Raw genomic sequence first — 13,060 nt, forward strand, 5'->3', positions numbered from 1 at the left:
GTTTCGTCGCCTATTACCTTCGAGATTTGGGGAGGTACTCCTTTTTTTATGCCTTAAAAAGCTAGATGTAACAAGGGTTTGGAATTATGAAATTGACTCCTTTCTACAACATTATTCACCTGCGAGTGGTTTAGCTTGCCTAAAGTTCATTCGCAGGATTTCTATGATCCCCCTTTACTTAGGCTTCTAAAACACGGCGCTTCTTCCTTTGAATTCCTTGTGCACGAAGCGTTTTGATCGATAATATAATGCCCGTAATCGTCAGGAAAATCATACTAATCGCCGCTATATCGACAAGCCATTTCACATTCGTATTCCCGATTTTCCCCTCATGAAGTCCCTTGATGAACCCTGTCAGACTGTTAGCTCCATCCTGACCGGGACTGGGGCCATTAAATGCAGGTCTATTTCCCTGCATAGCTCCAGATGTTCTTTGATCGCCCGCGGCAGAAGGAGTCATCGAATTAGAAGGTTGATTAGATAGAGCAGCCCCGTCACTATTTCCGTTAGTCATACCTTGAGACATGGCCCCAGGAGGTCGCATTTCTGCTCCTCCTGAGCCTGTCAGCCACTTCTCGGATAAGAGAAGCCCCGTAATCGATTGGATCAAAATAAAAACCGAGCAAATCAGGCCAATCCATAAATGTAGTTGACGTGTTCTTTTCATGTGAAACCCACCTTTTCCAAATTTGTTGGTATAGGTGTAAGTATAGAAGCTTATCCTGAAAACAATCTGAGGTCTAGCTGAGGGATTGCTGAGTGTAGTTAGCGCAAAAAAACCTACGGATGCACTTTTGCATACAGTAGGTTTTTTTAATGTTTTACTAGGCGGCCTGTGTCAGCCATTGGCCTTCTTATTCAGCTGTTTTGGGTTGAACAACGACGGGAGCAGTAGCAGTAGCCTTATCCGCAGGAGCAGTCTGCTTGCCAATGAACAAGCTGAGCGGCAGAGCGGCTAGCACGATGAATGTGGCTAGTAAGTAAACATCATTCACACTCATGGTGAATGATTGCATCCCGATCTGTACCTTATCCTTCAAACCGCTGCTAGCCAATTCCTTGGCATGCGTGGCTGTTTGAGTTGAAAGGACGGAAGTGAACAGGGCAATCGCAAAGGAACCGAACACGTTGCGCACCCAGTTGCTGATCGAAGTCGCATGACCGGACAACGTTCTCGGAATTTGCTCCATCCCAGCGTTGCTCGATGGCATGGTGGCAAAAGCGATCCCAAGGTTCCGAACGATCATCCAGAACACGATATAACCACGAGATACATCGACACTTAGCCAGCTAAGCGTTAATGTCCCTATAGCGATTAAGGAAATACCGATGAATATGAGAATACGCGGACCTACAATACTATATAGTTTGCCCACAATTGGCATGCTTAATGCCATCACAAGTGAGGCAGGAAGCAGGATTAAGCCCGTATCAAGCGGCGTCACGTGCTGAATATTTTGCAGAAATATAGGAGTCAAAAAAGTGCCTGAGTACAAACTAATCGTAACAATACTAGAAATAATTAGTGTTAGTGTATAACGTGAATTGGATAATACCCTAATGTTCAGCAACGGCGTCTCTACGCGCAGCTCCCTCCAAATGAAGAGCAGAAGTACGAGGATACCGAGCGCGAACAGTCCAATAACTTTACCTGATGTCCATCCCCAAGCATGGCCTTGAGAGAAAGCGACGAGTAAGGAAAGACTGCTTACGATAACCGTTAATAAGCCAAGTAAATCAAACTTTTTCGGTACAGAAAGACGATAGTAAGGAATCAATTTAAATACGAGAAGAATGGCAATGACACCGACAGGCACGTTCATGAGGAACAACCAATGCCAGCTCCAATTTTGCAAAAGCCATCCGGCCAAGGTAGGTCCAATAGCAGGAGCCATCATGGCAGATAGGGACCAAAGGGAAATCGCAATCGGCTGTTTTTCCCGCGGTATCACTTGGTACACAATAGTCATAGTCGCCGGCATGATGAGTCCGCTGAAGGCGCCTTGCGCAATGCGGAAGGCAATGAGAGAAGGAGCGTCCCAAGCGACCGCGCATAAAAAGGAAAACACCGTAAAGCCCGCAAGTGCCGTGGCATACAGAAGTTTATAGCTAAACCGCTCACCCAAATAGCCTGTAATCGGAGCTATCGTACCGCTAGCAAGCATGAAGCCTGTAATCGTCCATTGAATTTTGCTTAAATCTGAATGAAAATGATCACTTAAAATCGGTATCGCAATATTAATTGTACTCATACTCAGGATCGCAACGAACGACCCGAAGAAAATGGCAATCATAATCGGCCAGAAACGCACTTGCTGTAATTCATCCTTGCTCAAAGTAATACCTCCACTCTATCCATTGATCTTATCTTTAGTATTCTCTATAATTTGAATGAAAATTATCATACTACCAAATGAACATATATGTCAATAATGACATAACAAAGGAGTGGCTATGAATACCCTTTCATATGGCTTACTAAGCCTTTTAACCAGAAATTCCCGAACGGGCTATGAATTAACGCAAAATATTCAGCCATTTTGGCAAGCGAAGCATAGTCAAATCTATCCTCTCCTCGCCCAATTAGAACAGAAGGGATATGTTGAATTTGTGCATGTTCCTCAGTCGGATAAACCGGATAAAAAGGTGTATTCCTTAACGGATAATGGCAGGGAAGCACTCCAGCAATGGATTGCACAGCCTACAGACGAGCCCGTCGTAAGAGATGAGTTGGCACTGAAGGTATTCTGCATTGGCCTTGTAAGCAAAGAACAAGCGCTGAAAGTGCTTCATGAGCGTGAGGAATACTACCAGAAGAAGAAAGAAAAGTTCGCACAAACTTTTGAACGAATTGAAAAAGAGAGTGCTAAACCGCTCGAGGAACTGGAGATCCATGATCCGTTATTCGGGCTCTATGTGCTGATCCAGAAAGCAACGCTGAAAGTAGACGCAGACTTGGTCTGGTGCGAGTGGATGAAGACTAAACTGAAATAAATGCAACGAGTTTAGATTTATTTAAGGATTCATTTAGCAGGGGTTTAGACTGGAGAAATAAGATAGCAGAAGGAGTGATGAACGTAAACGGGGGCTGTATATGAGTAAAAAGCTAGGAATTTTCTTTGTGATGATCATCATAGGCGTGGCGATTGCCGCGGTATTTCCCTATGTCAGCTTGAATCCGGCCGACAGCCGAGTAAAGCTAAATACGGCATTTTCTCTACACTATACGGTACTTGTTCTACATATTGGATTCGCGTTCATTGCGCTCGTTAGTGGTTTATTTCAATTTCACAAGCGCTTCCGGACCAAATATCCAGCATGGCATCGGGCTTTGGGGCGCGTGTATGTCGTCAGCGTTATGCTGGGCGGTTTCTTGGGACTCGTCATGACCTTGTATATCGAAAGCTTTACGAAGGCCATGGCATTCCTAGCACTGAGTCTACTGTGGCTATTTACAACCTGGAAAGGCTTTCGCTACGCTGTCCAAAGGCAATTTGACGAGCATCGTGTATGGATGATTCGCAGTTACGCCATTACCCTCGTCGCCACATCAGCAAGACTGATTGTTCCGATTTGCATCTTGCTTTATATCGCTATGCAGGGGTTCCATCTCCCCTCGGGCGGTCGTGAACAAATGGTCGCTGACATTTTAGAAATAAACATCTGGATCGGCTTACTAATCAATCTTATTGGTGTGGAATGGTTCCTGTTAAAACCTCGAAAAGGTAAGTAGATTCACTTTTTTCTTTCATAGGTGTAATAGGTATACGGAATGGTGCCATCCATTTTCTGATGATAGGTCAGGTTGAATGCATCCTTTTCGAATTCAGGGAAATAAATATTACCTTCGATTTCTTGCTCGACAACCGTAAGATACAATCTATCGGCTGAGGGCAGCGCTTCTTTATAAATTTCTCCACCGCTAGCGATGAAGATTTCTTCCTCGTCTTTCAGCAACTCATAAGCTTCATTCAGCGATTTTACCGTTATACAATTCGTTTCCGTGATTTGCTGAGTTCTTGAAATGATAACGGTCTTTCTTTGAGGCAAAGGCTTGCCAATGGACTCATACGTTTTTTTGAAGTTCGGCGTAGGCAAGGTATTGTTAAGATATTTTTTCTAAAATAGTACGAATAATATCTTCTGTTTGCAATTCATCCGTCATAATATGATCCTCAAAAACAGGGTCCTTTAACGCGGCTACACACTTGTCCACTTGTTGAAATTGCCATCCCCCGGGCTCATCACCACGTTTGGTTAAACGTCTATGCAGTGTTTCCGCGGAAGCGCTAAGGCAGAAATGAAAGACATTCTTGTCCACACCTTTGAATCCATCATAGATATAGTTGAAATTTCGGCGTTTATAAATGGTCATCGGCACAATGAGATGCTTGTTGTACGTCGATTTCAACTCGGCAGCAGTCTTGACCGTGAGAACCTTCCACAGCTCCATATCTTGAAAATCATCCGTTCGCTCATGGAATAGCCGACCCTCTACAGGAACTAGCTTTCTAAGCATATAACCGATCTCTTCCGGGTCAAAAATCATGCTGTTTGGGACGAAGGGGAGTAGACCGTTGGCGGCAGTTGTCTTTCCAGCTCCGAAAGCTCCATTGATCATGATAATCATGGTATTCCTCCTTATGGTTAGATCAACCGCCAACCTCTTGAATGACCGTTTGGATCTTCTGCAGCCGGATATACTCGGACTTTTCAAGCTGAGGCCGGAAGTAGGCGTACAGATAGGCGGCGTCATGGAATTCCAGGCCGGGGTAGCAAACAACCTCTTGTACCACTTGGGGGTTATCCATAATAACCTGCCACTCGCCTTTGCGGTCTGTTGGAGATATGTTAGATAAGACATGCTTTTTCGCTGCTAAGGTAGCATTAAGTTCGGACCAAATGCATTCCCACGAGGGGCTGAAGATGACAGGCTCAGGGAACAGACGGCTTGCTTTGGCGATGGTCATCTCAATGCCTTCGATGTCAGCATCTCCGGCTTTTTTGATCGCTTCTGTCATGCCATCTAACAATCGGCGGAACCCGGAGTATCCCTCGGAGAGGACTGAATTTTGAAACGCTATTTCTGCTTCCGTGGTGGAAAGCATTTTGAAATCCGCGTATGTAGGATTGGCCATATAGGTATGTACCCCCAAATCGTTCCTTTTCCCAAGAATGTATCACAAATTTTTTTCCAATAAAAGCCTTTACATATGAAATTACCCTCTTTGGTTTAAATTCAGTTTATAAATGCCCCTTATGCTAATTTCATTCGAAGGAAATGGCAAAGGAGCGATTATTAATGAGTAGTGAACCAAAGAAAGTAGCGTGGATTATTGTAGGGTTAATGCTCGGGATGCTGTTGGGAGCCTTGGATCAGACGATCATCTCGACGGCGATGCCAACGGTTATTCGAGATCTGGGCGGGATTGCGATGTACAGCTGGGTGTTCTCCATCTACATGTTAACCTCAACGACAAGTATGCCCATCTTTGGGAAATTGGCTGACTTGTATGGCAGAAAGCGTATTTACCTCGTAGGGATTGGTATTTTCATAATCGGCTCTGCGCTATGCGGGCTGGCGACGAACATGACGGAGCTCATCATCTATCGCGGACTGCAGGGTATTGGCGCCGGTGCCTTAATGCCGATAGCCATGACGATTATTGGCGATATTATGCCGGTAGAGAAACGAGGGAAAATGCAAGGTTTGTTCGGCGGTGTAATGGCTTTGTCTAGTATTATTGGGCCAGCGATCGGCGGTTTTATCGTGGAACATTTGAACTGGAGCTGGATTTTCTATGTGAATCTTCCGTTTGGTATCGCAGCGATGGTGATTATCGGTTCAGCACTTAAAGAAAGCCGTACTAATGAGAAACGCTCCATAGATTGGTTAGGTGCACTCACATTAAGCGGAGCAATTGTTTCGGGTTTACTCGGTCTGGTGCTAGGGGGCGATCCGGAGGCAGCGGGAAGCCTGCATTATGCGTGGGGATCACCACAAATTATTGGTCTTTTCTCGGCGTGCGCCATTCTTCTGGGACTGTTCCTCTGGGTTGAAACCAAAGCCAAAGAGCCAATGATCCCCCTGCATTTGTTCAGAAATAAAGTCATTTCCGTCACCAGTATGATTGCCGTTTTGATGAGCGTAGGCATGTTCGGAGCTATTACTTACATTCCTTTATTCGTGCAGGGCGTCATTGGCGTCAGCCCTTCGATTGCGGGATACATCTTGACGCCTCTTATGTTATCCGTTGTGGCATCAGCCATTATGGGCGGAAGGATGTCGAGCAAAGTTTCCTATCGCACCTTAATAGGTACGGGGATGATTCTCATAGGTATCGGTTTTACCTTCATGTCGACCATGGATGCAGGTACTTCTAAGCTCCTCATCATCCTCTATATGATCGTGGCTGGCCTAGGAATGGGCCTCATTATGCCAACACTAAACATTGCGGTGCAAGGTGAGGTTGGGGCGACTAGCCGCGGTATCGTAACCTCGCTCATTCAGTTTTTCCGTTCCATCGGGGCAACGGTAGGAGTGAGCATCATGGGGGTCATGATGACGAATCGTATGGCAGATGGCCTTTCCGGTATGGGCGAAAAGTTCCGTCAAATCCCTGAGCAGCAGCTGAAACAATTCGCCAATCCACAGCTGCTGCTGGATGCGAATGCGCGAGCGAAGCTGCCTGCTGAGATTTTGACAGAGCTGCAGCATGTGTTTGTTCATGGCTTGAGCGGCATTTTCTTGGCGGGGAGTCTCATTGTTTTTGCCGGAGTTATCATTACTTTCTTCTTGGGTAAGGCAAGGATGCTGCCGCAAGTGACAAATCCCATTGACAACGATGTACGACCGAATAAAGACTCGGTGCTGCAGCAATCTGAATTCGTCTAAACCCGTTTCCTGTTGTATGCTAGAAAGAAAAAGAAGAAGATTTCACAAAAGCGAGGCTAGATGCAAATGGCACCTATTATGATCGTAGATGATGATCCTTATATACGCGAACTGGTCCGCGTCTTCATGCTGAAAGAAGGCTTCGATGTCATCGAAGCCTCTGACGGCGCTGATGCGCTCAAACATCTCGAAACCGTCCAAGTCGACATGGTGATCATGGATATCATGATGCCGAATATGGACGGGTGGGAGCTGTGCAAAGAGCTGAGGGAGCATTACGATATTCCTCTGCTCATGCTCACTGCCAAAGGCGAAACCTCGCAGAAGGTCAAAGGCTTCGAGCTGGGCACCGACGATTACCTCGTCAAGCCATTCGAGCCTGTGGAGCTCGCGATGCGAGTGAAAGCGCTGCTGAAGCGTTACAAAATCGCTTCTTCCCAAACGGTTCAGGTCGGAGACCTGAGCATGAACCGCAAAACCTACGAAGTAGCCGTGGGCTCCGAGAGCGTCACGCTACCGCTCAAAGAATTCGAGCTGCTCTACAAGCTGGCGAGCTACCCAGGCAAAACCTTCTCGCGTGACCAGTTGATCGAGCAGATTTGGGGCTTCGATTACGAAGGTAACGAACGTACCGTAGATGTGCACATTAATCGGCTCCGAGAGCGGTTTCCCGAGGAGCGGCACGCTTTTCGGATCGCAACAATCCGCGGGTTAGGTTATCGGATGGAGGTGCTGCGAACATGAGAATGAAGAAGCGAAAGAGCGTAGTGAAGAGCAAAATGACAAAAGCTCAGCGGGTACGCGGCTTTTTGACTACTGTAAGCATTTTTTTGCTTATTATTCTTTATTGGTTGGCAGCCTTTTACGGGACAGAATGGCTATTTGCGTCTATCAACAAGCGCCCTTCAGCGGTCGTTGTCCAATTGATCAACTCGCTCGGCGGCATGTTTCTTTGGGGAATAACCATGGCCTTCCTAGGCAGGTTTTTCCGCAGTAAGCAGATGCTCTTCTTTAAAACGATGGTTCAGGCGATTCAAAGTATGTCCAGAGGGGATTTCAACGTGTCCGTCGATAATAATCCACATGGAGGTCCTTTCGTGGAGCTGGTGGATTCGATCAACAATATGGCCGTTGAATTAGGGCAGTTAGAGAAAATGAGGCAGGAATTCATCTCCAACGTATCCCACGAAATACAGTCGCCTCTGACCTCGATTAGCGGCTTCTCCCGCGCTCTACAGAATGAACAGATTACACCTGCGGAACGTAAACATTATCTAGAAATCATTGAAGCTGAGAGTACACGGCTATCCAAGCTTAGCGATAACTTGTTGAAACTCTCATCGTTAGAATCGCAGCATCACCCATTTGAGCCGAAAAGTTACCGGCTGGATAAGCAAATACGCAATCATATACTGGCCTGCGAACCGCAGTGGGTGGATAAAGATATAGAGATGGATGTTGAACTAGATGAGATTACACTAATTGCTGACGAAGACCTGCTGGGCCAGGTATGGACCAATCTGATTCATAACGCAATCAAATTCACGCCTATTGGAGGAACCATCGGCGTTCATCTCACAGGCAGTAGGGACGAAGCGATTATCCGAATTTCGAATAATGGGGCGGGCATTACGGAGGAGGATCGAGCGCATATATTTGAACGCTTTTATAAAGCAGATAAATCCAGAAATCGAACGTCTGGCGGTAATGGACTTGGCCTGTCTATCGTGAAGAAAATTACCGAAATGCATCAGGGAACTATTTCCGTAGTCAGTGTGCCGGAAGAGAAGACCACATTTACAGTTCGACTCCCGCTGCTAAGTAAGGAGTGAACGCAAATAGAGACCCCCGCTTATCTATGATAACCGGAGGTCCCTAAGGATCAATAATGGTATTCAATTGTACCTACACAACTCCAATCAATCAACTAACGTTGCAAATTACGACTTTTCTTACGAACGGATCCTTTCCTCGAATAAACGCTATTCACATTTACCGTGTTGGATTCCCACATGCCCGATGAACGAAAAACCGTTCCCGCACCTTTTCTTCCGTCGTTTGAAGTAAAAGTGGGCATGTTTCGCTAACGTGGTCCATTGGACTATCCCCTTCCTAAGTTGAGAATATCCTGGCTCCTATCAGGGTGCCGTACCGTCTGTGCGGCTTGTCCTTCAAGTGGGCCTGCTCTTATAATAGCCCATTATTAAAATATTGTAAATATTCAGATTATTCGATAAAATCCAATTTTTGCCGACAAATTTAGGTTATTCGTTGAATTGCTTCGGTATACTTTGTTTTTAGGCGAAATCCTGAAATTTCGTTTGCGACTGCTAAGTCAACTTGCAATCTCGAGGTGGAACTCGCTTTGTGAGCGTGTTTGTCGCGAGTGAACTGCTCCTGGGGAGAGTGAGGCTATGCGGGCTTGATGCCGATTTCCATTACTAGCGGGAAGTGTTCAACACAATTCCTCTTGAGTGTGAGGTGTCAACTAGACTCCTTTAGCATGTGACACTCTTTGGACTGCTCGAACGCCATTTGATGTATAACGTAAACTAGATGCACAAAATGCATGTAATGTGGTTTTCGCGCTCTACAACACTGACTCCGTAACCTTTTCTTACAATTGCAGCACGATCCAACTGACAGCATTCTATCTACTCTGCTCTCTAATGTGAACTCTCCTGCTCATAAGCATGTTTTTCATCGTTAAAGTTGGGGTACTGCTCAAAATCATTAATATAACGATGAAAAACATCGTTATACTTCTATCTGCAACGGTTGTATGAGAGTTATCTAGCTCGTAAGGGTGTTTTTCATCGTTAAAGTCGGGATGCTGCTCAAAATCATCACTATAACGATGAAAAACATCGTTATACTTCAAACTGCAACGGTTGTATGAGAGTTATCTAGCTCGTAAGCATGTTTTTCATCGTTAAAGTCGGGAAGCTGCTCAAAATCATTAATATAACGATGAAAAACATCGTTATACTTCTATCTGCAACGGTTGTGTGAAAATTCTCTAGCTCGTAAGCATGTTTTTCATCGTTAAAGTCGGGAAGCTGCTCAAAATCATCACTATAACGATGAAAAACATCGTTATACTTCTATCTGCAACGGTTGTGTGAGAGTTCTCTAGCTCGTAAGGGTGTTTTTCATCGTTAAAGTCGGGGTATGGGGGACCGCTCAATATCATCACTTTAATGATGACATTTATCGAATGATCGACTGAGGCTTAGATAATAGACACTTGGGGAGGCACTTTGCAAACTGGACGCCGAAAACCGGTTTAATGGAAAACAACCGTCAAAACATGCAGTTATTTCCGAGTTGCTTGCAGCTGGCTGAGAAGCTTTTTCGGAGCCGTTCGGGCATAGCCTTCCATCATCAGGTCTTCGATTTCACTCCAAGGTACCTTATCTGTATCTAGAATCGATACCCAGCCATGCTGTCCAATGTAGGCTGTTTTGTGATAGGGTGTATCCTCTTGCTGAAGGAGGAACTCTTGTGTTGTTAGGTTTGTTTTGATAGCTGTAGATGGTTGACCATCCGTCTCGCCCATCATCACGAAGGGTTTATCTTTCACACGGAAGGTGATGTGACCGAAGCCATCCACTTTTTCTTCAACCTTCGGCAGTTCCATGCAGAAAGCTCTAACTTTGACGACCAATTCTAAGCCCTTTACGCTTGTTAACTGATGTGTCATATGAAGCACTCCTTATGAATCTTATGATAGAGGTCGAAAGAATTCCTTGAACCTTGTGCCTTGATACGTTAGTGTTCCCTGGTCACCCTCTACGATATAACCAAACTGCTCCCGTCCCACCCCTAACTCAAGCCTGCTTCGGTCTTCGAATTCAAAGGTAGCATAATAACTCGTACTTGTACTTGAATCTCCAGAACCACCGCTGACATGCATTCTTTTGGCTACGACCTTACAGTTCCGGCTTTGGATGGGGGCGGCATTATTGGATGACCATGTCATAAGTGATTTGATAATCAAAATGATCAAAGTGCCAATAATGAGAACGAATACACTCGTAAAGATAATTAGAAAAAGATTTCCGCCGCTTCCCCCAGAAAAAGGCCCCATGTTAAATCCAGATGACATGTCTTTCACTCCTTAGTGTAAACATATTCCCGATTTTCTAGAGAAATCGTTTAACGAATCGGTAACCTGTTTCATGAAAGCCTAATGGCTCATTGGCAGCCCGTGTTGCGTCATTCTTCTCTGATCCTGTAATCCACCACATACCGGAGCAGGCATGCTTGCTCGTTAACTGCTCGGCATAGCTTTTTAATTTATCTGCGGCTGCTTGGCGGCTCTTCGTTTCATCAACAGAAATGACGGAGATTTCACTGAATTTCAAAATCATATCGGCACCATGTCGAATACGAAAGCCTAATGTACCAAGAATTTGGTTCCTCTCCTCATACACATAGAGGGATTCATCCGGGTTCTCACGCATAAAATGCAGCCTATTTTCAATGTGCAAAGGTGAAATAGCCTTGCCGGTACGCTCTGAAACAAAGCTGCTTATTTGTTTGGTATCTTGGGATGTAGCCTCACGAATGGTATATGTCATAGTCGTCCTTCTTTCTATAATCCAATGATCCTTCTAATTATACCATATATTGGAACATAAGTTCTATGTTTGTATGATAACCATGTAAATCAGCCAATCATTATTAATAAAAAAACCGTCTGCGTGGATGCAAACGGGGCGTTCTAGCCTTATTAAGGTGCGTAGTCACCGTTATAATTGACAAGGGATACATCATGTATGCCTGGTAATTCCGAAAGTTCGTTTACAAAAAAAGTATTGTCGGTTTTCAACTTGATCTCTACTGTCATTTCTGTGATTCCTTTGCGTACGGTCTTTGAACGAAGCACACCTTTAAGCTTGGTGACTTGTACTTTGACTGCATCATAGGCTTCGTCAGTAAAGTGAATTACAAGCAGATAGGTAGCATTTTTGATTTTCTTGCGAGATAATAACAGGATTGTAATCCCTACAATAATCGATCCTAGAATGGCAACTGGTAACATACCAGCTCCGGCAGCAATACCAGCGAAAATAGACCAATACATAAACATGATATCAACAGGATCTTTCACTGCTGTACGAAAACGCACAATACTGAGTGCGCCTACCATACCTAGGGATAGGACGATATTCGTACTGATTGTGATTATGATAAGTGATGTAATCATGGTCATGATCACAAATGTAATGTTATAGCTATGGCTGTATACAACACCGCGAAATGACTTTTTATAAATATAGTAAATAAACAAACCAATAAAAAGTGAAATAAGAAGAGTCCAGAATAAATCAACATAAGAAATGGCTGTGAAAGAATCTAGCTTGAGCATACTCTTTTTTATTAAATCTCGTGCTCCAAATGTTTCTTCTAAATCGTTCATAATATAAATCTTCCCTTCTTTACGCGCTAATGGCTATAGTAGAGCTTTGCAATTTCACGGCAAATTACGTATTTAGAAATAGCTGTTCGTTGATGCGATGTGATTTGCAGAGCGCGTCGAACGAATTCAGGCAAAAATTCATTGTACTTCACTTCCATCACAAGAATAGGCTGCTGAAATGCATCCATAGTAACCAACTCGGGGTCGAATAAATCAAGAGAGCTTACATTTCCTCTTAGATCTTTATCAAACGTTACGCGAACTTCACTTAGATCTAGTTTATAAGCTTCTCGTTTGTAATCAACAATGGACTTTGGAACAAGCCGATGCAGTTTAATTTGCTGATGAAAATCCTTAAGCAGGGGGTGCTCCAGCTTCTCTAGAAAATCATTATCACCGACAAGTAATCGATCGGTTTGTTCTCTTGTTAAAGCCGCGGACTCTTTGTTAATTAAATCCCCGAATTTTCGTTTCCGTTCCAAATGGATAACTGCATCACTTTTGTTATAGATTCTAATTCGATATTTGTTTCTCAATAAAACACCGCTATTCTTGTGAATGAGTGCCGAGTCGTAAATATCATCGAAATATAGACTTCGAATTTCGTAGCCCTCATCGTCAATTGAATGAGGATCTTTCTCTAGGACTGAAGAGATTCTATGGCGTAAAGCGACGTATTCATGATAATGAATATAATATTTCAACTCATGCCTTAACTTCATATTTCCTCTTTGGATGAT

15 protein-coding genes are annotated in these 13,060 nt (G+C 44.3%); 5 read left to right on the top strand and 10 right to left on the bottom strand.

The window, feature by feature from the left end:
- Positions 1–178 precede the first annotated feature (178 nt).
- Both ASG85_RS24090 and ASG85_RS24095 read right to left on the bottom strand, forming a co-directional pair.
- Entirely contained in the window at positions 179–667 is a 489-nt protein-coding gene (locus tag ASG85_RS24090; RefSeq protein ID WP_060647951.1) for a PepSY-associated TM helix domain-containing protein, read from the bottom strand.
- Between the two features lie 187 nt (positions 668–854).
- The gene (locus tag ASG85_RS24095; protein ID WP_063860363.1) at positions 855–2,336 is read right to left on the bottom strand and encodes a DHA2 family efflux MFS transporter permease subunit; all 1,482 of its coding nucleotides are present in this window, start codon (positions 2,334–2,336) and stop codon (positions 855–857) included.
- 118 nt (positions 2,337–2,454) lie between these two features.
- Here ASG85_RS24095 and ASG85_RS24100 point away from each other — a divergent pair, with 118 nt between their 5' ends.
- Positions 2,455–2,994, top strand: coding sequence for a PadR family transcriptional regulator (locus ASG85_RS24100; RefSeq protein WP_060647952.1), 540 nt, complete (start codon positions 2,455–2,457; stop codon positions 2,992–2,994).
- Between the two features lie 100 nt (positions 2,995–3,094).
- Positions 3,095–3,733, top strand: coding sequence for a DUF2306 domain-containing protein (locus ASG85_RS24105; RefSeq protein WP_057302761.1), 639 nt, complete (start codon positions 3,095–3,097; stop codon positions 3,731–3,733).
- Between the two features lie 2 nt (positions 3,734–3,735).
- On the opposite strand, the gene ASG85_RS24110 is transcribed toward ASG85_RS24105, so the two are convergent.
- Genes ASG85_RS24110 through ASG85_RS24120 form a run of 3 tightly spaced genes read right to left on the bottom strand, consistent with a single transcriptional unit; the run spans position 3,736 to position 5,138 of the window.
- Entirely contained in the window at positions 3,736–4,098 is a 363-nt protein-coding gene (locus ASG85_RS24110; RefSeq protein ID WP_060647953.1) for a dihydrofolate reductase, read from the bottom strand.
- A gap of 7 nt (positions 4,099–4,105) precedes the next feature.
- Positions 4,106–4,630 (bottom strand): AAA family ATPase, encoded by a 525-nt coding sequence (locus ASG85_RS24115; protein WP_060647954.1) that lies wholly within the window; start codon positions 4,628–4,630, stop codon positions 4,106–4,108.
- Positions 4,631–4,652: 22 nt separating this feature from the next.
- Positions 4,653–5,138: a hypothetical protein gene (locus tag ASG85_RS24120; protein WP_060647955.1), complete on the bottom strand. Its 486-nt coding sequence runs from the start codon at positions 5,136–5,138 to the stop codon at positions 4,653–4,655.
- Between the two features lie 164 nt (positions 5,139–5,302).
- Here ASG85_RS24120 and ASG85_RS24125 point away from each other — a divergent pair, with 164 nt between their 5' ends.
- The 3 genes from ASG85_RS24125 (at position 5,303) to ASG85_RS24135 (ending at position 8,727) form a co-directional block, all read left to right on the top strand.
- The gene (locus ASG85_RS24125; RefSeq protein WP_063860364.1) at positions 5,303–6,895 is read left to right on the top strand and encodes an MDR family MFS transporter; all 1,593 of its coding nucleotides are present in this window, start codon (positions 5,303–5,305) and stop codon (positions 6,893–6,895) included.
- 66 nt (positions 6,896–6,961) lie between these two features.
- Positions 6,962–7,639, top strand: coding sequence for a response regulator transcription factor (locus ASG85_RS24130; protein ID WP_060647956.1), 678 nt, complete (start codon positions 6,962–6,964; stop codon positions 7,637–7,639).
- The gene (locus ASG85_RS24135) at positions 7,636–8,727 is read left to right on the top strand and encodes a sensor histidine kinase (protein WP_156396771.1); all 1,092 of its coding nucleotides are present in this window, start codon (positions 7,636–7,638) and stop codon (positions 8,725–8,727) included. Before ASG85_RS24130 ends, ASG85_RS24135 begins: the two co-directional genes overlap by 4 nt.
- 1,484 nt (positions 8,728–10,211) lie before the next feature.
- Here ASG85_RS24135 and ASG85_RS24140 read toward each other — a convergent pair.
- The 5 genes from ASG85_RS24140 to ASG85_RS24160 form a co-directional block, all read right to left on the bottom strand.
- On the bottom strand, positions 10,212–10,598 hold the full coding sequence (locus tag ASG85_RS24140) for an MmcQ/YjbR family DNA-binding protein (protein WP_057302766.1): 387 nt from the start codon (positions 10,596–10,598) through the stop codon (positions 10,212–10,214).
- Between the two features lie 21 nt (positions 10,599–10,619).
- Positions 10,620–11,003: a DUF2500 domain-containing protein gene (locus ASG85_RS24145; protein ID WP_060647957.1), complete on the bottom strand. Its 384-nt coding sequence runs from the start codon at positions 11,001–11,003 to the stop codon at positions 10,620–10,622.
- 37 nt (positions 11,004–11,040) lie between these two features.
- Entirely contained in the window at positions 11,041–11,478 is a 438-nt protein-coding gene (locus ASG85_RS24150) for a GNAT family N-acetyltransferase (RefSeq protein WP_057302767.1), read from the bottom strand.
- Between the two features lie 152 nt (positions 11,479–11,630).
- Positions 11,631–12,320: a DUF4956 domain-containing protein gene (locus tag ASG85_RS24155; protein WP_057302768.1), complete on the bottom strand. Its 690-nt coding sequence runs from the start codon at positions 12,318–12,320 to the stop codon at positions 11,631–11,633.
- A 26-nt stretch (positions 12,321–12,346) separates the two neighbouring features.
- Positions 12,347–13,042 carry a polyphosphate polymerase domain-containing protein gene (locus tag ASG85_RS24160; protein ID WP_057302769.1) on the bottom strand — a complete coding sequence of 232 codons (696 nt, stop codon included), beginning with the start codon at positions 13,040–13,042 and terminating at the stop codon, positions 12,347–12,349.
- Positions 13,043–13,060: the final 18 nt, after the last annotated feature.

It is taken from the genome of Paenibacillus sp. Soil724D2 (assembly GCF_001427935.1).
Classification (GTDB): Bacteria; Bacillota; Bacilli; order Paenibacillales; family NBRC-103111; genus Paenibacillus_E.